The organism is Stappia stellulata DSM 5886 (assembly GCF_000423705.1).
In the GTDB taxonomy this organism is placed as follows: Bacteria; Pseudomonadota; Alphaproteobacteria; order Rhizobiales; family Stappiaceae; genus Stappia; species Stappia stellulata.
Map to the genome: position 1 here is coordinate 836,524 of NZ_KE384083.1, position 21,608 is coordinate 858,131.

Annotated in this window: 20 protein-coding genes; 8 read left to right on the forward strand and 12 right to left on the reverse strand. The window is 65.7% G+C overall.

Annotated features, from left to right (window positions below):
* Positions 1 to 3: 3 nt before the first annotated feature.
* The 7 genes from G572_RS25110 to G572_RS25115 all read right to left on the reverse strand — a co-directional run bounded on the left by G572_RS25110 (position 4) and on the right by G572_RS25115 (position 8,891).
* The gene (locus tag G572_RS25110; RefSeq protein ID WP_037547549.1) at positions 4 to 537 is read right to left on the reverse strand and encodes a copper chaperone PCu(A)C; all 534 of its coding nucleotides are present in this window, start codon (positions 535 to 537) and stop codon (positions 4 to 6) included.
* A 127-nt stretch (positions 538 to 664) separates the two neighbouring features.
* Positions 665 to 1,072 carry a hypothetical protein gene (locus tag G572_RS0120965; RefSeq protein WP_156884767.1) on the reverse strand — a complete coding sequence of 136 codons (408 nt, stop codon included), beginning with the start codon at positions 1,070 to 1,072 and terminating at the stop codon, positions 665 to 667.
* A 78-nt stretch (positions 1,073 to 1,150) separates the two neighbouring features.
* Positions 1,151 to 2,518 carry an MFS transporter gene (locus G572_RS0120970; RefSeq protein WP_029060134.1) on the reverse strand — a complete coding sequence of 456 codons (1,368 nt, stop codon included), beginning with the start codon at positions 2,516 to 2,518 and terminating at the stop codon, positions 1,151 to 1,153.
* A gap of 220 nt (positions 2,519 to 2,738) precedes the next feature.
* Entirely contained in the window at positions 2,739 to 4,712 is a 1,974-nt protein-coding gene (gene dxs, locus G572_RS0120975; RefSeq protein WP_084650417.1) for a 1-deoxy-D-xylulose-5-phosphate synthase, read from the reverse strand.
* 269 nt (positions 4,713 to 4,981) lie between these two features.
* On the reverse strand, positions 4,982 to 6,301 hold the full coding sequence (gene ribB / locus G572_RS0120980) for a 3,4-dihydroxy-2-butanone-4-phosphate synthase (RefSeq protein ID WP_029060136.1): 1,320 nt from the start codon (positions 6,299 to 6,301) through the stop codon (positions 4,982 to 4,984).
* Between the two features lie 80 nt (positions 6,302 to 6,381).
* The gene (gene aroC / locus G572_RS0120985) at positions 6,382 to 7,467 is read right to left on the reverse strand and encodes a chorismate synthase (protein WP_029060137.1); all 1,086 of its coding nucleotides are present in this window, start codon (positions 7,465 to 7,467) and stop codon (positions 6,382 to 6,384) included.
* A 158-nt stretch (positions 7,468 to 7,625) separates the two neighbouring features.
* Positions 7,626 to 8,891 carry a DUF3095 domain-containing protein gene (locus G572_RS25115; protein ID WP_208979168.1) on the reverse strand — a complete coding sequence of 422 codons (1,266 nt, stop codon included), beginning with the start codon at positions 8,889 to 8,891 and terminating at the stop codon, positions 7,626 to 7,628.
* Between the two features lie 251 nt (positions 8,892 to 9,142).
* On the opposite strand from G572_RS25115, the gene G572_RS0120995 reads away from it, so the two are divergent.
* Positions 9,143 to 9,403: a DUF1344 domain-containing protein gene (locus tag G572_RS0120995; RefSeq protein ID WP_208979169.1), complete on the forward strand. Its 261-nt coding sequence runs from the start codon at positions 9,143 to 9,145 to the stop codon at positions 9,401 to 9,403.
* A 68-nt stretch (positions 9,404 to 9,471) separates the two neighbouring features.
* Here the strand turns inward: G572_RS0120995 and G572_RS0121000 are convergent, their stop codons facing one another.
* Both G572_RS0121000 and fabI read right to left on the reverse strand, forming a co-directional pair.
* A complete protein-coding gene (locus G572_RS0121000; RefSeq protein WP_037547550.1) occupies positions 9,472 to 10,098 on the reverse strand; it encodes a histidine phosphatase family protein in 627 nt (208 codons plus the stop codon).
* A 76-nt stretch (positions 10,099 to 10,174) separates the two neighbouring features.
* Positions 10,175 to 10,993, reverse strand: a complete 819-nt coding sequence (fabI, locus tag G572_RS0121005; protein WP_029060140.1) for an enoyl-ACP reductase FabI — start codon at positions 10,991 to 10,993, stop codon at positions 10,175 to 10,177.
* A 218-nt stretch (positions 10,994 to 11,211) separates the two neighbouring features.
* Between fabI and G572_RS0121010 the strand changes: the two genes are divergently transcribed.
* Complete coding sequence (locus G572_RS0121010; RefSeq protein WP_029060141.1) at positions 11,212 to 12,636, forward strand: FAD-binding oxidoreductase; 1,425 nt, start codon at positions 11,212 to 11,214, stop codon at positions 12,634 to 12,636.
* 17 nt (positions 12,637 to 12,653) lie between these two features.
* On the opposite strand, the gene G572_RS0121015 is transcribed toward G572_RS0121010, so the two are convergent.
* The gene (locus tag G572_RS0121015) at positions 12,654 to 13,442 is read right to left on the reverse strand and encodes an SOS response-associated peptidase (protein ID WP_029060142.1); all 789 of its coding nucleotides are present in this window, start codon (positions 13,440 to 13,442) and stop codon (positions 12,654 to 12,656) included.
* Positions 13,443 to 13,582: 140 nt separating this feature from the next.
* On the opposite strand from G572_RS0121015, the gene G572_RS0121020 reads away from it, so the two are divergent.
* From G572_RS0121020 to G572_RS0121035, 4 genes are all read left to right on the forward strand, one after another.
* Positions 13,583 to 14,101, forward strand: coding sequence for a hypothetical protein (locus tag G572_RS0121020; protein ID WP_029060143.1), 519 nt, complete (start codon positions 13,583 to 13,585; stop codon positions 14,099 to 14,101).
* On the forward strand, positions 14,098 to 14,532 hold the full coding sequence (locus tag G572_RS0121025) for an NUDIX hydrolase (RefSeq protein WP_029060144.1): 435 nt from the start codon (positions 14,098 to 14,100) through the stop codon (positions 14,530 to 14,532). The genes G572_RS0121020 and G572_RS0121025 overlap by 4 nt, the downstream gene beginning before the upstream one ends.
* Before the next feature lie 164 nt (positions 14,533 to 14,696).
* Entirely contained in the window at positions 14,697 to 15,080 is a 384-nt protein-coding gene (locus G572_RS0121030) for a TIGR02301 family protein (RefSeq protein ID WP_051242985.1), read from the forward strand.
* Positions 15,081 to 15,236: 156 nt separating this feature from the next.
* Positions 15,237 to 15,515 (forward strand): hypothetical protein, encoded by a 279-nt coding sequence (locus tag G572_RS0121035; RefSeq protein WP_029060146.1) that lies wholly within the window; start codon positions 15,237 to 15,239, stop codon positions 15,513 to 15,515.
* Between the two features lie 30 nt (positions 15,516 to 15,545).
* Here the strand turns inward: G572_RS0121035 and G572_RS0121040 are convergent, their stop codons facing one another.
* The gene (locus G572_RS0121040; protein ID WP_029060147.1) at positions 15,546 to 16,175 is read right to left on the reverse strand and encodes a LysE family translocator; all 630 of its coding nucleotides are present in this window, start codon (positions 16,173 to 16,175) and stop codon (positions 15,546 to 15,548) included.
* 215 nt (positions 16,176 to 16,390) lie between these two features.
* On the opposite strand from G572_RS0121040, the gene G572_RS0121045 reads away from it, so the two are divergent.
* Together G572_RS0121045 and G572_RS0121050 are read left to right on the forward strand one after the other, a co-directional pair.
* Positions 16,391 to 17,077 carry a hypothetical protein gene (locus tag G572_RS0121045; protein ID WP_037547817.1) on the forward strand — a complete coding sequence of 229 codons (687 nt, stop codon included), beginning with the start codon at positions 16,391 to 16,393 and terminating at the stop codon, positions 17,075 to 17,077.
* A gap of 26 nt (positions 17,078 to 17,103) precedes the next feature.
* Positions 17,104 to 17,487 (forward strand): DUF427 domain-containing protein, encoded by a 384-nt coding sequence (locus G572_RS0121050; protein WP_029060149.1) that lies wholly within the window; start codon positions 17,104 to 17,106, stop codon positions 17,485 to 17,487.
* Between the two features lie 35 nt (positions 17,488 to 17,522).
* Here G572_RS0121050 and G572_RS25120 read toward each other — a convergent pair whose 3' ends face one another.
* Entirely contained in the window at positions 17,523 to 21,593 is a 4,071-nt protein-coding gene (locus G572_RS25120) for an autotransporter domain-containing protein (protein WP_156884769.1), read from the reverse strand.
* Between the last annotated feature and the right edge of the window lie 15 nt (positions 21,594 to 21,608).

Sequence of the window (21,608 nt, forward strand, 5' to 3'; positions counted from 1 at the left end):
TCCTCAGTTCTTGGGCTGACCGTGTTTCATGCCACCGTTCATCTTGCCGTGGCCGGGCTTCATGCCCATGCCCTTGGCACCGATCTTCTCGACGGTAAACGACACGTCGACCGCGCCCGCCTTCTCGAAGGTCAGGGTGACCGGAACCGTTTCGCCCTCGACGAGCGGCGCATTCAGGCCAAGAAACATCACATGGTAGCTGCCGGGCTTCAGTTCCAGCGTTCCGCCGGCGGGAACGGGAATGCCGTCGGCCATCTCACGCATCTTCATCACGCCGTCGATCACCGCCATCTCGTGCAGTTCCGTCTTGTCGGACACATTGGCGGTGGCCGATACCAGCCGGTCATCCTCCCCGGCATTGACGATGGTGACGAAGCCGCCACCGGCAACGGCACGCGGCGGCGTGGCGCGGGTCCAGGCGCCGGAGAGCGTCAGATCGCCATGGACGACCTCTTCGGCCACGGCCGGCATCGATACGGTCGCAAGGGACGCGGTCGCAAGGGCGGCCGCAACGACAAGGGTCTTGAAAAACGTCATGTTCAGTCCATTCCGGAAACGTCGGCCTACGAACGGCGAACTCGCCGTGGCGCAGCCGAAATCATTCTGAGACGGCCGGAGGGCATCCGGCCCACGCAACGAGGGGCTGGCCGATGCGGGCGTCGCGTCAGCCGGCCACGAGACGCGGGCGGGGCGGACCTCGAATGGCACCGAGCGCGCCAAACCGTTCGGAATGAAGCGCCCGCCGCGATGGCTGGCGCGTGGCACAGGAGCGCGCTTGCGGCCGCTGCGGGGTCCAGGCGGCGGGCGCAAGGCCGCGCAGCCCGTGACAGGCGGCCGCATGCGGGCAGGCCGGGCCGCAGGTGCACAAGCCGGCGTCGTGTCCGCCCGGCGCGGATTGGGTGTCGCCGGATGTTACGGCTGTGTTCAGGCAGATGATCTGGAGACCGGGGTCGGCCTGTGCACGGGCGGCGGCGAGAACCGGTCCGGCCACACCCTGAAGCACAAGCGCCAGGATTGCGAGCACCGCCAAGGGCAGTGCCTCGCGTCGCAGGCTCTTGAGAAATGTGCTCATCCCGATCATCGGCGCGACAATGCCGCAATCGCTCCTGCGCGTCGAGCGCTCAATTGCCGCAGCCGCCGCAGCTGCGCATCATCCGGTCTTCAGCGGACCGGCCTCCGGCTCGTCCTCATTCGAGGCGTCCGGGAAGAACTCTTCCACCACGTGCTCCTCAACATTTTCCGTCTCATGCTCGTAGGCCGGAAACTCTTCCGGCGGGATCACCAGCGAATCGTCGAGATCAAGCGGCTCGGGCGTGATGACCGAACCGACCTGCGCCGTGGACGCGTAATCGTAATCGGTCTTTTCCTCGGTGGAGAGCGAGGAGCGCTGGAACAGGCGCGACACGATGTATCCGCCCATGACGAGCTGGACCAGCGCGACCTGGAGGAACAGGCCCGACGGGCCGACGCGCGCCATCACCAGCGAGGCGCAGAGCGGACCGACCGCCGAACCGATGCCGAAGGCGAGCGTCAGGCCGGATGAGGTTTCCACGTATTCATCGGCCTCCGCGTAGTCATAACCATGCGAGGCGGCGATGGCATAGGCGGGCTGGGTGGCCACGCCGAGCATCAGCGCAAGCATCAGCGCCATGCCGAGGCCCGAGATCGTCAGCGTCGAGAAGATCAGACTGATGACCACCGCGGCCACCGCCAGTCCCAGCAACACATAACGGCGATCCATCCGGTCCGACAGGCGGCCGATCGGCCATTGCGAGAGAGCGCCGGCGCCGACGAGGGTGGCCGCGAAGAAGGCCGCATGGTCGGTCGAAAGGCCGATCTGGATGGCATAGAGCGGCGCCATCATCCACAGACCGCCCTGGGTGACACCGATCAGCAAAACGGCGACCAGCGCTGTCGGCGAGGTGCGATAAAGCTTGACGGGGCGAAAGCGCACCACGGTGATCGGCGCGGGCTGGTTGGCCGTGGTCAGCGATACCGGGATGACGGCCAGACTCACCGCCACCGAGGCAACAGCGAAGGGCACGAAGGTGGAAATGTCCATCGCCGTGATCGACACCTGGCCGAGCGTCATCGCGGCATAGACCAGAACGATGTAGATCGACATGACCTTGCCGCGGTTTTCGTTGCTCGCCTGCTCGTTCAGCCAGCTTTCCACGATCATGTAGAAGCCGGCGAGGCAGAAGCCGGAAACGATGCGGATCACGCTCCAGGCAAACGGATCGACAAGGATCGGGTGCAGGATCGCGGCCGCCGACATCAAGGACACGAGCGCGGCGAAGGCGCGGATGTGACCGGCGCGCATGATGACATAGGGCGCGCCGACACAGCCGAGCACCAGTCCGACGAAGTAGCTGGAGGAAATCACACCGATGGCGACGTCCGAGAACGCGGCCTGAGACCCGGCGAGCGGCAGCAGCGTACTCTGCAGACCGTGTCCGACAATCAGCAGGGCAATCGACAGCAGCAACGCCGTCACGGGGGCCAGTGCTTGTGCCATGGACACACTCCAACCGGGCGAAATGCAAGAGGGTACGAAGGATCGGAAAAGTCCGCCGCCAAACGAAAACGAACGCCGACTCACGCCGGCGCTCGCTACGGATTATCGACCCTCACAGATCGTCTGTTGCCCTGTCAAGAACAGGCAACCGCATAGCGGTTGCGGCGGGCACATGGCTTGCGACCTGAACGGTCAGGATTCGCGACTGCGCCGGCTTCAGTCAGGCCCGGCGAACGCCTGCTGCCCCATCTTGTCCGAGCGCCTGGAACACCGTCTTCATGATCCCCTCGGTGTCGAGACCGGCCTGGGCGTACATGCGCTCCGGCTTGTCGTGCTCGATGAACACGTCGGGCAGACACAGCGGGCGGACCTTCAGGCCCGCGTCGAGCGCACCCGATGCGGCGAGAAGCTGAAGCACATGGCTGGCGAACCCGCCGACGGAGCCCTCCTCCACCAGCACAAGCACCTCGTGCTCGCGCGCAAGACGCAGGATGAGGTCCGTATCGAGCGGCTTGGCGAACCGTGCATCGGCGACGGTCGTCGAGAGACCCGCGGCATCGAGTTCGTCGGCCGCCGAAAGGCACTCGCGCAACCGCCCGCCGAAGGACAGAAGCGCCACCTTCGTGCCTTCGCGCAGGATGCGCCCGCGACCGATCTCCAGCACCTTGCCGCGCTCGGGAAGCTCGATACCGATGCCCTCGCCGCGCGGATAGCGGAAGGATAGCGGCCCCTCGTCATAAGCTGCCGCCGTCGCGACCATGTTGCGCAGCTCCGCCTCGTCGCCGGCGGCCATCACGACGAAGCCGGGCAGACAGGCAAGATAGGCCGTGTCGAAACTGCCGGCGTGGGTCGGGCCGTCGGCGCCGACGAGACCGGCCCGGTCGATGGGGAAGCGCACCGGCAGCGACTGGATCGCGACATCGTGGACAACCTGGTCGTAGCCGCGCTGCAGGAAGGTCGAATAGATCGCGCAAAACGGCTTGTAGCCCTCGGTCGCAAGCCCTGCGGAAAAGGTCACCGCATGCTGCTCGGCGATGCCGACGTCGAAGACCCGTTTGGGGAAGGCTTCGCCGAACAGATCGAGGCCGGTGCCATCGGGCATCGCGGCGGTGATCGCCACCACCTTTTCATCCCGCTCTGCTTCCTGGATCAGGCTTTCGGCGAAAACCCGCGTATAGGACGGCGCATTGGCCTTGGGCTTCGCCTGCTTGCCGGTCACGACGTCGAACTTGGCGACGCCGTGGTATTTGTCGGCGGAGTTTTCCGCCGGCGCATAGCCTTTGCCCTTGCGGGTCACCGCATGGATCAGGACCGGCCCCTGGTGGGTGTCGCGGACGTTCTTGAGCACCGGCAGAAGGTGGTCGAGGTTGTGGCCGTCCACGGGGCCGACATAATAGAAACCAAGCTCCTCGAACAGCGTTCCACCCGTCCAGAAGCCGCGCGCATACTCCTCGGCGCGCGCCGCCTTTTGCTGGAGCTGACGCGGCAGCACCTTGGCGAGCTGCTTGGCGGCGTCGCGCAGCGACAGATAGGTGCGCCCGGAGACCAGTCGCGCCAGATAGGCGCTCATGGCGCCGACGGGCGGGGCAATCGACATGTCGTTGTCGTTGAGAATGACGATCATGCGCGAATGCTGGCCGCCGGCGTTGTTCATCGCCTCATAGGCCATGCCGGCGGACATCGCGCCATCGCCGATCACCGAGATGATGTTGTTACGTCCGCCACCGAGGTCGCGGGCAACGGCCATGCCGAGCCCTGCGGAAATCGAGGTGGAGGAATGCGCGGCACCGAAGGGGTCGTATTCGCTCTCCGAGCGCTTGGTGAAACCGGACAGGCCGTCGCCCTGGCGCAGGGTGCGGATGCGGTCGCGGCGCCCTGTGAGGATCTTGTGCGGATAGCACTGGTGCCCGACGTCCCAGATCAGCCGGTCATCCGGCGTGTCGAAGACGTAATGCAGCGCCAGGGTCAGTTCCACCACGCCAAGACCGGCGCCGAGGTGCCCGCCGGTCACGGAGACCGCGTCGATCATTTCCGCGCGCAATTCGTCGGCGACCTGGCGCAGATCCTTTTCCGGCAAACGGCGGAGATCGGCCGGCGTGGAGACAGTGTCGAGAAGCGGCGTATCTGGGCGCTGGTACACGAATGTGATCCCAAGTGTTGTGGCGCGCCGGAAGGTCCGGCTGGCGCGGTGCATACCACCAACATCACATAGGGTGCAAATCGGTCCGGGACAAAGCGGATTGTGGATATTCGGTTGCGTTCGCGTTGCAGGCCGGCCCGGGCCGCATCGTGAAAACACCAATGAAAACGAGGTGCCCCGGATATAAATTCGACCACCTCACCCAATTAGGTGATGCAAAGAGGGGCAAAAACTACTAAACAGAGGTTGTGGTCGATGGGGCCACGTGCACAGTGATCGACTTGAGGCCGAGCTTTCGCTCGGCCTTTTTTTTGAACAGCCGTTCAAATCTCACGGATTTCCGTGCCCTCGATCGCGATCCCGAAACCTTCAAGACCGACGTAGTGGCGCTGGCGCGACGCCAGCAGGGTGATCGAGTTCACACCGAGGTCCTTGAGGATCTGTGCGCCCAGTCCGATCTCGCGCCACTGCTCCTCGCGCGCCTGCGCCGACTGATGCTCCTCGAGTTCCGCCGCCGCCAGATCGGTGCGGGCGCGACGCGCCTGGCGGGCGACGCCGACGGATCCCTCGCGCAGATAGACAACGACACCGCGCCCGCGCCCCGCGAAGTCGCGCATGACATCATCCATCATCCGCGTTTCGCCAAACACATCGTCGAGCACGGATTCCAGTTGCAGGCGCACCGGCACGTTGCGCCCGTCGAGAATGTCGCCATAGACGACGGCCACGTGATGCATGGGATCGTAAGGCGTCGAGTAGGTCACCGCATAGGCCGGGCCGGCGACCGTTTCCACCGGCTGTTCGCTGACGCGTTCCACCAGCCGCTCCATGCGCTGGCGCCAGGCGATGAGATCGGCGACGGAAACCATCTTGAGGCCGTGTTCGGTGGCGAAATCGGCTACTTCGGCGCCGCGCTTCACCGTTCCGTCGTCATTGACCAGTTCGGAAATCACGCCGACTTCGGGCTGCCCGGCAAGCCGGCACAGGTCCACCGCCGCTTCCGTATGTCCCGAGCGCATCAGCACGCCACCCTCGCGCGCCACCAGCGGAAAGACATGGCCCGGCCGCGCGAAATCCGCCGCCCCGGCATTGGAATTGGCCAGCGCGCGCACGGTCGAACAGCGCTCTTCCGCCGAAATGCCGGTGGTCAGGCCGTGGCGATAATCGACGGAAATCGTGAAGGCCGTAGACAATGGCGCATCATTGTCGGCCACCATCGGGTCGAGCCGCAGCCGGCGGGCGGTCTCACGCGTCATCGGCGCGCAAACGATGCCGGAGGTGTGGCGCACCATGAAAGCCATTTGTTCGGAAGAGACAAGCGAGGCCGCGACGATCAGGTCGCCCTCGTTCTCGCGGTCGTCATCGTCGGTCACGACAAGCATCTCGCCGCGCTCAAACGCGCGGATGGCCTCCGCGACACGTTGCTGGGACAGATCCAAAGCCACAGGTCCTTTCAGGCCGAGAAGATCGTTCGGGGTTACAGCGCCGCCGGTGGCGGCGGCGATGCGTTCGGCACTGTCGCGCGAAACCCAGACGCCCGGATCATTGCACAATGCCGTCACCGCGGCCGGCGACAGGCCGGCGCGGCGCGCAAAGGCGGATCGGGTTTCCTTGGTCTGGGCAAGCCATTCGTCGAGACGCATGGCGACACCCTAGTCCAGAAGAAATTCAGTGACAATGAAAAGATGCGGAAAATTCAGCAACACTGAAAACCGCGTCAAGCCTACCCCACCTGCCCGCGATGGCGCAGCAGGTGATCGGCCAATACGCAGGCGAGCATCGCCTCGCCCACGGGAACGGCCCGAATGCCGACACAGGGGTCGTGACGCCCCTTGGTGCGCACATCGATCTCCTCGCCGCCGCGCGTCACCGAGCGGCGCGGCGTCAGGATCGAAGAGGTCGGCTTGACCGCGAAGCGCGCGACCACCGGCTCGCCGGAGGAAATGCCGCCGAGCACGCCCCCTGCGTTGTTCGACAGGAACCTGGGCATTGCGTCTTCGCCAAGCCGCATCTCGTCGGCATTGGCCTCGCCGGTCAGTTCCGCCGCCTCGAAGCCGTTGCCGATCTCCACGCCCTTGACCGCATTGATCGACATCAGCGCACTGGCAATGTCCTGGTCGAGCTTGCCGTAGAGCGGCGCACCAAGCCCGGCCGGCACGCCGTCGGCAACCACTTCGATCACCGCCCCCACGGAAGACCCCTCCTTGCGGATGGCATCGAGATAGTCGGACCAGCGCGCGGCCGTCGTCGGATCCGGGCAGAAGAAGGGATTGTTGCCGATTTCGTCCCAGTCCCAGCGCGAGCGGTCAACCTTGTGCGGGCCGATCTGCACCAGCGCGCCGCGCACCCGCATGCCGGAGATCACCTTGCGCGCCACCGCGCCGGCCGCAACCCGTGCCGCCGTTTCGCGCGCCGAGGACCGCCCGCCGCCGCGGTAATCGCGAATGCCGTATTTGGCATCATAGGTATAGTCGGCATGGCCCGGACGATAGCTTTCCTTGATCTCGCCGTAGTCCTTGGAGCGCTGGTCGGTGTTCTCGATCATCAGGGAGATCGGCGTGCCTGTGGTCAGCGTCCTGCCGTCCTCGCCGGCCATGACCCCCGAAAGGATCTTCACCGCATCGGCTTCCTTGCGCTGGGTGGTGAAGCGGGATTGCCCGGGTTTGCGACGGTCGAGAAACGCCTGGATTTCGGCTTCGCTTATCTCGAGGCGCGGCGGACATCCGTCGATCACGCAGCCGAGCGCCGGCCCGTGGCTCTCTCCCCAGGTCGTGACGCGGAAAAGATGGCCGAAGGTGTTGTGCGACATGGGAACTCGATCCGGACGGGCGATGACTGGAAGTGCGGGGACCGCCCCCGCAGGCGCCCCCGTTCTAGAGGGGGAAGACGACGAGGGAAACCGGAAAGTCGTTCACCGGCTCCATCGCCCGGCGCGCAAGCCGCCCGTCCTGTCGTTCACGCAACCGGTCACCTGCCCTGTCTGGCGGCTCCGGCGGCCTCTGGATAGCGGATGTCGCCGTCGCCCGCCGGCGCGTGGTGACGCGCCGCAGCCGCGGCGCGGACATCGAAGTCTCGGGCGGCGCGGGAGAAGCCGCCGCCGGATCCGTCGACAAAATGCACATGCCGGCTGTCCTCAATCGAAAACACCAGGCAGGTCATCAGGGCCGAGCGCGAGACGTGCATGCCATAGACCAAACGGTTCTGCGCCTCGCCTTCGCGCAGATAGGTCTCCAGCGCCTCGCGCTGCGATACATTCAGATCGAGGACCAGGCGCAGCGTGTCGTCGAATTTGCGAAAATCCGTGTTGCGGGTGACTTCGTCGAGGTATCGCTCCGGCTGAAGCGGTCCGACCCGGCGACCGAGCGTCACGGCGACGAGGAACGCCAGCGCCTCCAGCGTTGCCCGCGACAGAACGCGCCAGAAGCCACGCGCGGCCCCGACCGTGCGCGCTTCACGCAGCAGGCCCGAGGGCGGAAAGCGGAAGCGCAGCGACGTCCGGCGCACGGGCGCGCTGGCCGGCACAGCACCGGAAAAGTCGTTTTCCAGCATGTGGTCGAGATCGGCAATCAGTCCGGCCAGTGCCTCGGGCGCGGGATCCTGCGGGCGCACCATCAGCGTGACAATGTGCCCGTGTTCGGCCGGGACCGGTTCCCAGCGACACGACAGCCCGTCGAGAATCGTGGCCATTTCGCCGTCGCTGTCGCGCAGGCGATAAGGCGCGACACGCTCGGGATCCTTGAGGATCTTTTCCGCCAATGCAATGCCGCCGCCGGAAAACATGGCAAGATTGTTGCCGAGGCTGAGTTGCAACTTGGCGACCTTGAGATCCGCACCGGCGCGCCTGAGATCCCCCACCGGAATGGCGGCAACGCGCAGATCCAGATCCGCGGTCTCACGGGCGATTACCCGCACCCCCGCAAGCGCTGTTCCGGCTGCGTCGGCCAGATGCGGCGGCACGGCCGCCATCGCGCCGTCCCCGCCGAAGATGAAGGGCAGTTCCGTGTGTTCGCAGGCGTTCAGAACGGCGGCCACGGCGGCCGCGGCGATCATGTTGACCGACTTGTAGTTGCCGGCCGCCAGCGCATCCCGGGAGCGCACGATATCGGCCGCAAGAAGAATCCAGCCGTCAGGCAAGGGCGCATAGGAGCCCCCCTCGGCAACGCCCGAGAATTCCGTGAACACGGGCAGATCGGCATAGAACCGGTCCTGCGCATGCGAATGATCCGACATCATTCGGATATCCTCTCGGTTCACCCCAGCCGTTTTTCCCGAACCGTTACGCAACGGCTCCATAGTCCTTACGTGGGGAAACGGCGCGTGGTTGCAAATCGCGCGCGTGAACACACAGATGTGATGATCGCGGAGATGCCGCGCAATGATCATCGCCCGGCTTCGCATTTGCCGCTTCGTCGCCACAGACTTCCGGTTTAAAGAAGAGGGAAGATGGGAAGCTGCGCGTTTCGCGCAATCCGACGGAGAAGGAAATGACACGTCTTGTTTTGCAGGGCATCGCAGCCGGCCTCGCGATCGCCATGACCCTTGGAACCGCCCTTGCGGGCGAGATCGAGGCGACGATCGTCGAGATCGACCCGGCCAATGCGAAAATGGAGCTCTCGGACGGCAACCGCTACGAGATTCCGGTTGATTTCTTCGTCGACGACCTGAAACCCGGACTGAAGGTCCTCGCCTTCTTCGACGAGGACGGCAACCAGAAAACCCTGACGGACGTCCAGGTCCTGGACTGAGCCGCAAGTCCGCGAACAAACGCGTCACGGGGCGCCGCCGCATATGACGACGCGGCGCCCACCGACGGTCAGACCCAGTCGAGTTGCGACCCGTTCCAGACGAAGAATTCATCCTGCGGCGTGTCGAGCGACGGAATCTCCGCTTCCGCTACACCCGTCAGCCGGCCGCGCACCACGCGCATGACACCGCCATGCGACACCACCACGGTGGGCTGTGTCACCGTTGCAAGCCATGCCTCGATGCGCCCGGCGAGCATCTTGTAGCTCTCGCCCTCCGGCGGCACAAATCCCCATTTGTCGGCCTTGCGCCTGGCAACGAGCTCCGGCGAATGCGCCCGCAGTTCGGGGATCGTATGGCCTTCCCAGGTGCCGAAGGTGATTTCGCGCAGTCGCTCGTCAACGGTGAAATCGCCCGGGCCACGCCCGAGCTCCTCGCAGACGATGCGCATCGTCTCCAGCGTGCGCAGCATCGGCGAGGCGGCAAAATGGAAGTCCTCGAGCGCAAGCCCGGCCGTCTCGACATGCGCCTTCAGCGCCTTGCCGTTGCGGCGGGCCTGCGCACGCCCCTTGTCGTTGAGTTCGATATCCCGGTGACCCTGCATGCGCCCTTCGGCATTCCAGTCGGTCTCGCCGTGGCGAATGAATATCAGGTGGGGCGGGGCGACACTGCCCGTGTCGCCGCTCAGGTCCGACATGAAACGTCCTGCGTTTGATCGGGGGTCAATCCCGGGAATAGGGATCTTGCGGCGCGTCGCTCAAGCACCGCCGCGCTCAGTCCTTGACGACGGAAATATCCGGCGCATCGACCGCCTTCATGCCGACGATGTGATAGCCGCTGTCGACGTGCTGGATCTCGCCGGTGATGCCGCGGCCGAGATCGGACAGCAGGAACAGGGCTGCATCGCCCACCTCGTCGATGCTGACAGTGCGGCGAAGCGGCGCGTTGTACTCGTTCCACTTCAGAATATACCGGAAGTCACCGATGCCGGAGGCGGCCAGCGTCTTGATCGGGCCGGCTGAAATCGCGTTCACGCGGATGCCGTCCTTGCCGAGATCGGCAGCGAGATAGCGCACGCTCGCCTCGAGCGCGGCCTTGGCGACACCCATGACGTTGTAGTGCGGCATGACCTTTTCCGCGCCATAGTAGGTCAGCGTCAGCATTGAGCCGCCGTCGGTCATCAGCTTTTCCGCGCGCTGCGCGACAGCGGTGAAGGAGTAGCAGGAGATCTGCATGGTGCGGGCGAAATTGCCGGCGCTGGTATCGACGTAGCGGCCGGTAAGTTCGTCCTTGTCGGAAAAGGCGATGGCGTGAACGATGAAGTCGATCTTGCCCCAGGTCTCGGCGAGGTGATCGAAGACGGCATCGATGGAGGCCTCGTCGGTTACGTCGCAATTGCCGGCGACGATGGCGCCCAACTCCTTGGCCAGCGGCTCGACCCGCTTGCGCAATGCGTCACCCTGAAATGTCAGAGCCAGTTCCGCGCCCGAATCGGCGAGTGCCTTGGCGATTCCCCAGGCGATGGACCGATTGTTCGCGACGCCCATGATAAGCCCGCGCTTGCCAGCCATCAGTCCTTGTGTACCCGCCATGCCATCTCTCCTGCACGCCACCTTACAGAGCCGTTTTCCGCACTCGGAACACCCGGCCCGCCCCGCGCAACCACCTGCGACGGGGACGCGTTCGTATGGCACAGCCCCCTGCTGCCTTCAAGCCATCCACGCCCGTGCCTCCGCGGTCGACGTGATGGCGAAATGTGATATTCGTCGTGCCGCATTCCCGGTTCAAAAACGATCAGGCCAACGCCCTCATGAATGACACCGCCCCCCTCTCCCGCCTCATTGAAATCGTCGGCGAGCGCAATGCCTTGCGCACACCGGAAGACACCGCTCCCTACCTGCGGGAATGGCGCGACCTCTATGTCGGAAAGACGCCGATGGTGTTGCGGCCGGGCTCGCGCGAGGAGGTCGCAGCGATCCTCGCGCACGCTGACGCACACGGTTTGAAGATCGTCCCGCAAGGCGGCAACACCGGCCTTGTCGGCGGGCAGATTCCCAATGAAACCGCCACGGAAATCGTCCTCAGCCTGTCGCGCCTGAACAAGGTTCGCACGGTCGATGCCGACGGTTTTTCCATGACCGTCGAAGCCGGCTGCACGCTTCAGGCGATCCATGATGCGGCGGAGACGGCCGACCGGCTGTTCCCGCTCACGCTCGGGTCGCAGGGCTCGTGCCAGATCGGCGGAAACATCGCGACAAACGCCGGCGGCACCGCGGTGCTCGCCTATGGCAACACCCGCGATCTCGTGCTCGGGCTGGAGGTCGTTCTACCCGACGGGCGCATTCTGGACGGGCTGCGCAGCCTGCGAAAGGACAACACCGGTTACGATCTGAAACAATTATTTATCGGTTCGGAAGGCACTTTGGGCATCGTCACCGCCGCTGTCCTCAAGCTTTTCCCCAGGCCGCGCGCGCAGGATGTCGCATTTGTCGGCCTTGCTTCGCCCGGGGACGCGCTGTCGTTGTTTTCCCGGGCCCGCGCACGGGCCGGATCCATGCTTACGGGCTTTGAACTGATGCCGCGAATCGGCGTCGAATTCGCGGTGCGGCATCTTTCCAACGCCCGCGATCCATTGCAGGCGCCCTCGCCCTGGTACGTGCTGATGGAACTCTCCGCCGGCACGGAGGATGCGGAAGACGCCTCGCCCACGCGCGCGCTGATGGAGACGATCCTCGGCGACGCCTATGAAGCGGGCCTGGTGGAGGATGCAGCGCTGGCGGACTCCGGTCAGCAGGCGGCGAACTTCTGGCACCTGCGACACGGCCTGTCGGAGGTGCAGCGCGAGGAAGGCGGATCGATCAAGCACGATGTCTCCGTGCCTGTCGCCGACGTTCCCGCGTTCCTCGACGAAGCGATCGCGGCGGTGGAGGCGCTTGTTCCCGGCTGCCGTCCTGTTCCCTTCGGCCACATGGGCGACGGCAACATCCACTTCAACGTCAGCCAGCCCGTCGACGCCGACAAGGCTGCCTATATCGCCCGCTGGGACGAGATGAACGCAGTGGTGCATGAAGTCGTCGGTCGTTTCGGCGGCTCGATTTCCGCCGAGCACGGCATCGGTCGGCTGAAACGGGACCTGCTTGCCGAGGTGAAGAGCGACGTCGAGATGGATTTGATGCGGCGCATCAAGGCCGCCTTCGATCCCAACACCACGCTCAGTCCGGGACGTGTGCTGTAGGAGCCGGGGACGCGCAGCTAGAAGAGGTCGAACTGGTCGTCGTCGGACCGCGCCCCCTTCGCGGCACGCGTCTTCTTCTTGCGCGGTGCCGGTAAAACCGCCTCGGCGCTCCCGCCAGTCCTGTCGGGAGCGCTTTCAACCGCAACCGGCTCGAGGAGCTCGGGCGCGTCCTCGCGCGCACTGTTGACGCGCGTGGACACCGGCAGCGCCTCGAACAGGCTTTCGGGCGCGGGGCGCAACAGTGCGCGGGCTTCCTTCAGGGGCGTGTTCTGAACGTCGAGCCAGATGTCGAAATCCTCTGGCGCGATGACGGCCGGCATGCGGTTGTGGATCGGCGCGATGGCGGAATTGGCCGCCACGGTCAGGATGGCTCCGGTGTCGATCTCGCCGCCGTCGGGATCGCACCATTCCTCCCACAAGCCGGCAAAGGCGACGATGCCGCCATCGCGGGGCCGGATCCAGTAGGGTTGCTTGGGTCCGGCATCGGGCCGCTGCCATTCGTAGAAGCCGCTGGCGGGGATCAGGCAGCGTCGATGGCGCATTGCAGCGCGAAAGGACGGTTTTTCCGCTGCCGTTTCCGCCCGCGCATTGATCAACAGGCTGAAACTCGCCGGATCCTTGACCCAGCCCGGAACAAGCCCCCAGCGCACCAGCACGAACCGGCGCGCGCCATGCGCCTGACGTACGGTCGCGACCGGCTGGGTCGGAGCGATGTTGTAGCGCGGCGGGAAGTTCGGCGTGTCCACATAGGCGAACAGGGCTTGCACCTCCTGCGGAGTGGCGGAAAGGGCAAAACGTCCGCACATCGCGTGGCAACCTCACGTCGAGTTTCAAGCCGGAACCGGAACGGTCATCGGAAGGTCTTGGTACCGCATTCTGACGATTAGGCAATTCGAAACCCGATGGCTGTAAGACTGCAAGGTGAAAGATCCGAAGAGACGGACAGATGAGCGAGACGCAACCAGTTCTTGGGACAGGCCATTTGGCAACCGACAGGCTTGCCGCCGCGAATATCAATCCGCACACCGGCCTGGCGACCGACTATCTCAACCATTTCAATGAAGTGGTAATGATGCTCGAAATGCTGCCGGCAATGCCGGATTGCGCGGAAGATGTCCTCGCCTGGCATCCGCTGAGCTATGAAGACCATTTCAAGGCCTCGGGCTTCACGGAAAAGGGGCTCGCAATCGAGGCATTTTATGCCGCGCCGCCGAAGGTTCGCCGTGCGCTGCGCGATGTGGTCGCCACGCTCGACACGGCGGTCTGCGAAAAGCAGGGCCGGCTGCGCGCCGCAAGCGAGGCACCGGAAGGCATCGATATCCTCGCAACGATCCTCGCGATGGAAACGGTGGAGGAAATCAAGCCGCTGATCGCCAATGCCAGCGCGATCATCCACGGCCATCTCGATCCGGCCGACGAACAGGAAGCCGAATCCCAGGCCTCCATCGACGCCCTCTTCGCGTGACAGACACGAAAGACGCACAGCCGACCGACCGACCGCTCGGGGTCAGCATCCTGTGCCGCCGCGACCGGTCGGTCCTCCTGGTCCAGCGCGGCAAACCTCCCTTTTGCGGACACTGGAGCCTTCCCGGCGGACGGGTGGAGGCGGGAGAAACCCCGCGCGTCGCCGCCGAACGCGAGCTTCTGGAGGAAACCGGCCTCGTCGCCGAACTGCCGGCCGAGCCGGTCGAATGGGTCGACGTGGACAGTCCCGCGCGCGACGGTCTGCCGGCCCTGCACTTTCGCATCGCTGTGTTCCTCGCCCTCCGACCACCGGGCGGCCGGCTGGCCGCCGGTGACGACGCACAGGATGCCGCCTGGGTGGATCTGTCCGATCTCGACACCCGGCCGATGACGCCGGGCACTGCGAACCGCATTCGCCGGCTCTTCAGCTGATGCGCCCCGGGGGGCTCCGGGCAAGACAGTGTTCCGTCGAATTCCGCCAACCCCTCTTGCACACCGCTCCCGCCCGGCGCATCTTTCCGGCGATGTGCGAATTGACACCCCTTTCCGTGCCCCGCAAGACCGTTCGCAGTGCGCCTGCGCGCGGATTTCGCGCCATGCTGCTTGCAGCCGCAGCCGCTGCCATGGTGACCGGCGGCGCCTTCCAGGACACAGCCTTCGCACAGACGCGGCCGGAGGATCCCCCCTATGAAGCCGACCTGATGCGGCTGTCGGAGATCCTGGGGGCGCTCCACTACCTGCGCCCGCTTTGCGGCGCGGCGGATGGCACGCTGTGGCGTGACGAGATGCGCTCGCTGCTTGAGGCGGAAGTGCGCGACGACGCGCGCTCGCGCCGCTTCATCGAACGCTTCAATCAGGGCTACCGGGGGTTTTCCTCCGTCTACCGACAGTGTACGCCTGCGGCGGAAACGGCCCTGACCCGCTACGTCGAGGAGGGCGGCGCCCTGATCCGCAATGTGACCACGCGCTACAACCGTTAACGTTTGACCCGCCGATCTGGCTGTGAAACCCGCTGCGCGTTAACCATAAATGGCGGAATTGAGCGGTTTCGTTAAGGAATTGTTTACGCTCACCCCCCGACTCACGCAAAGATGGTCCGCATCAAACACAATGAGCACGGACCAAGGCGGACGGACATGCGGGATACGGACCAGAGCGAAAGCGAGTTCGAGGTCGAAGAAATTGCGGTCACGGATCAGGACATCCGCCGCATGGCGCTCGGCTACATCGACGAGGCCTTTGCCGAAGCTGCCGCTTGCGGGATCGATTCAGCCGCCGTTTCGCATGCAGCGCTCTTCACCGCCTTCGCGGATCTGGTGACAACATTCGGCGAGGAAGCGGTCGCGCAGATGGCGGAAGACCTGCCCTCGCGCGTGCGTCGTGGCGACTACACGCTGTTCAAGCCGCTTCATTGAGACGCGGCACCGTCGCAGCGGCGCGCGCCGTCAGCCTTCCAGCAGCAGATGGGCGAAAATCGCCAGGCCGAAGAGGATCAGCAAGCCGCCCGACGCGCGGTTGATCCCCACCAGCCAGCGCTCGGTCATGCGGGTGCGCAGCCGCGAGACGACGGCGGAGATGAACACCCACCAGCCGGTGGCACCGGCAACGACCCCTGCCACCATGGCGCTCGCGCCGGCATAGTTCCCCGGATCCGGCGCCCATTTCCCGAGACTGCCGAAAATCGCAAGAAAGCCGAGCACCACGCCCGGATTGGTAATGGTGATGGCAAAGCCCGTGACCATGCCGGCCCAAAGCCCGGTCGGCGGACCGTCGTCCTCCGTGAAATGCGGTTGCGCGGCAAGCACGCGCGCACCGAAGAGGATCACCAGCATGCCGCCGGCAATCTGGATCAGACCGCTGTGCCGCTCGACGAAGTCGGAGACGGCAGTGATGCCGAAGGCGGCAAAGCCCGCATAGATCCCGTCCGCCAGCACCGCACCCGAACCGGCGACAAGCCCCGGCAGAAAGCCGTAGCGAAACGCCCGCTGGATCGCCGCGACGTTGACGGGTCCCACGGGCGCGCTGGTTGCAACGCCGATCGCAACCCCGATCAGAAAAAAGACGGATACAGACACGCGCGCCCACTTTTCGCAGAATCGGCGGCAGGCTTGCCCCTGGCCCTTTCCGCCCGACGCACAAGGCTTATCTCATTCTCGACGCCACACTCAACGCCTGCGGCACAGTTTGTCCCGGCGCTCGCGCGCGGCGCGCACAAAGCTGTGTTTTCGCCTAGCGCCGGCTTGCTATAGGGTCGCGCGAAACCGCAGTGCGACTGAAACCCGAGGTGACAATGACTGGCTTGCGCACACTGGCGATCGGAATGACCCTCCCGCTTCTCCTCCTTTCGGGGGCCGCGATGGCAACAAGCGTCCAGACGGAACGGATTCAGGTCGCGCCGCGCGACGTCGCGCCGTCCTCCCCCCTTGTTCCCGACGCCGAGCTGAACGAAGCGACGCCGCTGGCGGAGCCCGGGACGGCGGCGAGCGGGGCAACCGACGCGCCGGAGGTCATTCTTCCGACCGTGCATTACGGCGATGCGGACCTGCCGAAGCCGGTGGCGCGCATGCGCGACCAGTTGCTGGAGGCGGCGCATTCGGGCGACATGCAGCGGGTGCGCATGGTGCTGGAGGGCAACGAGATGATGCCCACTCTCACCTTCGGCGAGATGGACGACCCGATCGAGTACCTCAAGGCCGCGTCCGGCGATGACGACGGCTACGAGATTCTGGCCATCCTGGCCGAAGTCCTGGAAGCCGGCTACGTGCATGCCGATGTCGGCACCGCGCAGGAAATGTACATCTGGCCCTATTTCGCACGCACGCCCTTCGACCGGCTCACGCCGGAACAAAGGGTCGAGCTGTTCCAGCTCGTCACCGCGGGCGACATGGCGGACATGAACCTGACCGGGACCTGGACCTTCTATCGGCTGGGCATCGGACCGGACGGGACCCTGCATTACTTCGTGGCCGGCGACTGACGCCGCCTTTCAGGCAAGGACATCAGATGAGCAATCGAGCGCCCGGGTTTGCCACGCATCCGAACCATGCAATCAGCCTTCGCCCCAACACCCGCCTCGTTCGTGTCAGCCTCTACGGACAACCTGTCGCCGAAAGCCGACACGGCCTGGTCCTGCGCGAAAGCGGCTATCCGGACGTTCACTACCTGCCGCGCGACGATATCGACATGAACAGGCTGGCCGCTTCCGATCACACCACCTATTGCCCCTTCAAGGGCACGGCCTCCTACTGGACCATCAGCGTGTCGAACGGAGAGGCGGCCAACGCCGCCTGGAGCTACGACGCCCCCTTCGACGACGTCGCGGACCTGAAGGGGCATGTCGCGTTCTATGCCGACCGCGTCGACGTGGAGATCACCGACGCGGGGTGACGCGGCCGCCCCTGCTGCCACCCGTAAATGACCGCCTAGAAGCGGATCCGCAGGGCACCGTTCACCCCCTGGGAGCGCGACGCGCCATCGAATCGCCCCTGGTAGCTCACATCCAGACGCGCCCGGGGCGTGAGGGCAAGATCGAGCCCCGCCTCCAGGACGGCGCGATCGCGCGCAAGCGGCGTGCCGGCGACGACGAAGCCGCCTCCCCCGGCAAAGCCATGTGCCGACAGCGGAGTGATATCGCCGAAGGCATGCTCCCAGGCGATCCCGAACCGCGCCCGCGCCTGCGCGAACCGGACGGGGAGCGCGGTGTCGAACCGCAGTCCGAGTGTCGTCAGGGTCGTATCCATGGTCTGCGCCGCCGCCGAAAGGGCTGCCACGCCGCCCTCCTCGGCGAAGCCGCTGCGGCGATGACTGACCTGGGCAAGGCCGGCGAAAGGTTCGACATGCCCCATCCGCGTTTCGAACCGGTACGCGACCTCGCCGAAGAGCTGCGCGGTTTCCGCAGTGTAACTGGCCGTCAATTCGTCGGAAAATCCGGTGGCAGATGCCTGGCGCGTGCTGTCGATATCGTGCCAGGTATAGCCGGCCCCAGCCCGGAGCCGAACGGCACCGACCTCCGCTCCCGCATACACGCCGGCATGAATGTCGTCGGTTTCGGCCGAGGACGCACGGGCACGGGCGTCGACGCCGGTCTGACCGTAGCCTGCCAGAGCGCCGACACGCCAACCGCCAAGCCATGCATCCGCACCGACGAACAGCCCGCCGCTCGATTGTTCGACAGCGGCGGCATTGCCATCGCTGTCTCGGCGCCCCCAATCGCCGTAGGCGTCCGCCCAAAGGACAACCCCGTCGGCAAGGTCCGTGGCATCGAAGGCAGCGCGGATGCGCCGCTCGACCGCACGGCGCAAGTGCCGGCTTTCGGCAGCGAGCACGCCCTGCGTCGATGCATGGATTTCGCCCGAAAGGCTGTCGAAACCGGCGCGTGCCGTCGCATCGTCCGGCGACAATGCGATGGCCCGCCACAAGACGCTTGAACTGCCCAGCGCCTCGATCGCCCCGGCGGTCGCCTTCTGGTTGCGGGTTCGCGCGGCATCGACGAAAGAGGCGTCGTTTCGCGCGAGTTCCATGGTCAGGTCGTTGCCATCGCCGCCGGAATAATCGAGCCAGACATCGAGGAAAACAAGATTGGCGGAGATCGCCCCAAACCGCCCGACAATCGCGTCCGCGCCGTCATTGTCGATGACGACATAGGGACCGTTGACCGGGCTCCAGCTCGATGCGGTTGCCGGCGACAGCGAGAGATCGAGTGTCGCTCCCGAGATATCGACCGATCCGGTGACGACGATCTTGTCGGAAGCGACCGGGGTGGCTTCGATCGCCAGCGTTCCCGAATTGGTGTAATCGCCGGTGACGGTCTGCGTGCCGATGGAATTCCCGGGCGCATGGACGCCCCCCGACGCGATGCTCACCGTCCCCGACAGCGTTCCCGAACCACCGAGCAGACCGCCGGCCTCCACCAGGACATCCCCACCGAGCACGCCGGCTCCACTGCTGTCGCCCACACTGAAACGCCCGCCGCGGATGCGTGTGACTCCGGAAAAGCCTGAGCCGTCGCCGGTGAACAACGTGTCCCCGGCATAGTGGTTGATCGCGCCGGCACCGGCGCTGTCGCTGACGAGCGCGGTGTCGAACGTATAACCGGTGGACGTGTGGTTGAAGTCGAGGCGCGCCTGCGCGGAGCGAAACGCAACGCGCGACGCATCAAGCGCCCCTGCGGCCAGGGCGCCGCCCGGAGCGCTTGGATCCGCAACCTCGCCGCCGATGGTCAACACGCCGGCCGCGTCCCCCATCACGTTGCCGAGCCTGACGCCGCCGGCGCCGGTTGCCCGAAACACGCCGCTTCCGGAAATCGTCAGCCGGCCCGTGCTGCTCGCCGCGCCGATGCCGACGTCGGCAAACGACGTTTCGATCAGCGAACCCGCGCCGTTGACCCAGACACGTCCGGTCCCCGCCCCCGAGCCGACGAGCAGGAAGCCCGGGCGGGCGCTCCCGCCATTGGCGACGGCGAATGTCGCCTCGTCGCTTGCCTGCGTCTGGTTGTCGCCGACGCTGTAGGACAGGGATGACGGATCGAGATCTGCGCCATCGACAACCACCCGTCCGGCTTCCACCGACAGGGAGGAGATCTGCTTGGTGCCCGAGCCGGAGAGCCAAAGATCGCCGGTGCCGGCCTTGCTGAGGATACCGGACGAGCCGACATTGATGTCCCCCGTCAGGGTCAATCCCGCGCCATCCACGACCGAGATCGTTCCGATGCCGGTCACGGCATCGATGCTGCGGGCGGTGGTGAAGCTCGAAAGCACCTCCAGCGTGCCGCCGCCAAAGGTGAGCCCGCCGGATACATCGCCGAGGTTGATATCCCAAACTACCGACAGGATGCCGTCTTGAAGCACCGTGCCGCCGGAATAGCTGTTGCTCCCCGTCAGCACCAGCTTTCCCGACCCTTGCTTGGTCAGGCTGCCACCGCCGGCCAGGGCGCCGGAAAACACCGTATCACCATCCTGATCGACCGTCAGCCCGGCGCCGCTGAACATGCCTCCGGGACCCATTTGCACCGTTCCCCCGGTCCCCGACAGGGACGACGTCGTCACGCCGTGGTCATTGAGATCGAGCGTTCCACCGGTGACCACGAGAGCGCCGCCGCCCGACAGCGCCCCCGCCGCCCCGAGGCGCAATGTGCCGGAATTGACCGTTGTGCCGCCGGTGTGGGTATTGGCTCCCGTCAACGTCACGGTGCCGCTGCCACCCTTGACCAGAGAACCGGCGCCGCTCAGCGTGCCGGCGTAGGTTCCGTCGCCCGCCTGGGAGAATACGACACCCGAGCCGGCGCTGGCGAGATCGAGATCGCCTTGCAGGCTGAGCGTGGTTCCAACGAGGGTGCCATCGGCAACCAGCCAGTCCTGATCGCCCGTGCCGGTCAGCACCCAGGTCGATGCGCTCTCCTTCTGGAAGGCCTCGAACCCGCGAAACTGCTGGCCTGCGCCGATGTTCGAAACGTCGAAGACGGCAGCCGAACCGCCGCCCGAGAGCGGTCCGCCAAGAACAAGCGTGTCATTGCTCCCCGATGCCGTGCCGTCGACAATGCCGACGATACCGGCCTGGTCCGACCCGAGGCGCAGGACATTGGTTCCTCCGGTGAAGGCAATGGCCCGTCCGTCAAGCCCGCCGTTCGATGTTAGCGGGTCGCGTCCGCCCGAACCGCCCGATATCAGGCCGCCGTTGTTGATGACAAGATCGCTCCCGCGAATGCCGTCCCCCGCGTCTCCCTCGCGTCCGTTGCCGCCGTCGCCGCCGGTGATGGAACCCGAGTTGGTGATCGTCAGACCGTCACCTTCAATGCCATGTCCGCCGAAACCGCCAAATCCTCCGACGCTCTTGCCGGTGTCGTCGAAATCTCCGCCGTTTCCCCCGGTTCCGCCGGCGATCAGGCCGGCGTTGTCGATGACAAGGCCATTGCCCGTCACACCGTTGCCGGCGTTCCAGCCATCGCCGCTGAGCCAGACGGGCGTGATGCCGCCGGAGCCTCCGTCGCCGCCAATCACTTCGCCGTTGTTGACCAGCGTGTGCCCGCCCGACCCCGACAGGGCATCGCCCCCGTCGCCGCCGCTGCCGATCTCATTGCCACCGTCGCCGCCGGCACCGCCGAGGATCCGGCCGCTACCGGTGATTTCAAGATCGCCTCCAAGCCGTGCCCCCTCGCCGCCACCGCCGCCGCCGCCGCCGTCGCCCCAGTCCTCGTCGCCGCCCGCGCCGCCATCGCCGCCGCCGTTCACACCCGCCGATCCCGGCTGACCGCTCGGCGCCCCCCCATCTCCATCGCCGCCATCGCCGCCATCGCCGCCCTGGATCAGAAAGTCGACGGTTCCGGAGACGATGCCGCCGGGCCGGCCGTTCTCGCCATCCTCACCGAAGGAGGAGGTATTTCCGGCCCCCGGTGCGGACAGGGCGGCGGACATGCCGCCACCGACAAGCGACAGCGTGGAAACCGTCGCAAGGAGAACAAGACGTTGCGCGACAAGCGCCGAAGAACGAAAAGACATGAAGCAGCCATGCGT

What these genes read in the sequence shown, in the direction of transcription:
- G572_RS0121030 (WP_051242985.1), top strand. Translation starts at nt 14,697, where the DNA reads ATGCTGCTTGCAGCCGCAGCCGCTGCCATGGTGACCGGCGGCGCCTTC.
- G572_RS0121015 (WP_029060142.1), bottom strand. Translation starts at nt 13,442, where the DNA reads ATGTGCGGACGTTTTGCCCTTTCCGCCACTCCGCAGGAGGTGCAAGCC.
- G572_RS0121035 (WP_029060146.1), top strand. Translation starts at nt 15,237, where the DNA reads ATGCGGGATACGGACCAGAGCGAAAGCGAGTTCGAGGTCGAAGAAATT.
- ribB (WP_029060136.1), bottom strand. Translation starts at nt 6,301, where the DNA reads ATGCGTCTCGACGAATGGCTTGCCCAGACCAAGGAAACCCGATCCGCC.
- G572_RS0121045 (WP_037547817.1), top strand. Translation starts at nt 16,391, where the DNA reads ATGACTGGCTTGCGCACACTGGCGATCGGAATGACCCTCCCGCTTCTC.
- G572_RS0121010 (WP_029060141.1), top strand. Translation starts at nt 11,212, where the DNA reads ATGAATGACACCGCCCCCCTCTCCCGCCTCATTGAAATCGTCGGCGAG.
- G572_RS0121050 (WP_029060149.1), top strand. Translation starts at nt 17,104, where the DNA reads ATGAGCAATCGAGCGCCCGGGTTTGCCACGCATCCGAACCATGCAATC.
- G572_RS0120965 (WP_156884767.1), bottom strand. Translation starts at nt 1,072, where the DNA reads ATGAGCACATTTCTCAAGAGCCTGCGACGCGAGGCACTGCCCTTGGCG.
- G572_RS0121020 (WP_029060143.1), top strand. Translation starts at nt 13,583, where the DNA reads ATGAGCGAGACGCAACCAGTTCTTGGGACAGGCCATTTGGCAACCGAC.
- G572_RS25120 (WP_156884769.1), bottom strand. Translation starts at nt 21,593, where the DNA reads ATGTCTTTTCGTTCTTCGGCGCTTGTCGCGCAACGTCTTGTTCTCCTT.
- G572_RS25110 (WP_037547549.1), bottom strand. Translation starts at nt 537, where the DNA reads ATGACGTTTTTCAAGACCCTTGTCGTTGCGGCCGCCCTTGCGACCGCG.
- G572_RS25115 (WP_208979168.1), bottom strand. Translation starts at nt 8,891, where the DNA reads ATGATGTCGGATCATTCGCATGCGCAGGACCGGTTCTATGCCGATCTG.
- G572_RS0120995 (WP_208979169.1), top strand. Translation starts at nt 9,143, where the DNA reads ATGACACGTCTTGTTTTGCAGGGCATCGCAGCCGGCCTCGCGATCGCC.
- G572_RS0120970 (WP_029060134.1), bottom strand. Translation starts at nt 2,518, where the DNA reads ATGGCACAAGCACTGGCCCCCGTGACGGCGTTGCTGCTGTCGATTGCC.
- aroC (WP_029060137.1), bottom strand. Translation starts at nt 7,467, where the DNA reads ATGTCGCACAACACCTTCGGCCATCTTTTCCGCGTCACGACCTGGGGA.
- G572_RS0121000 (WP_037547550.1), bottom strand. Translation starts at nt 10,098, where the DNA reads ATGTCGGACCTGAGCGGCGACACGGGCAGTGTCGCCCCGCCCCACCTG.
- dxs (WP_084650417.1), bottom strand. Translation starts at nt 4,712, where the DNA reads ATGCACCGCGCCAGCCGGACCTTCCGGCGCGCCACAACACTTGGGATC.
- fabI (WP_029060140.1), bottom strand. Translation starts at nt 10,993, where the DNA reads ATGGCGGGTACACAAGGACTGATGGCTGGCAAGCGCGGGCTTATCATG.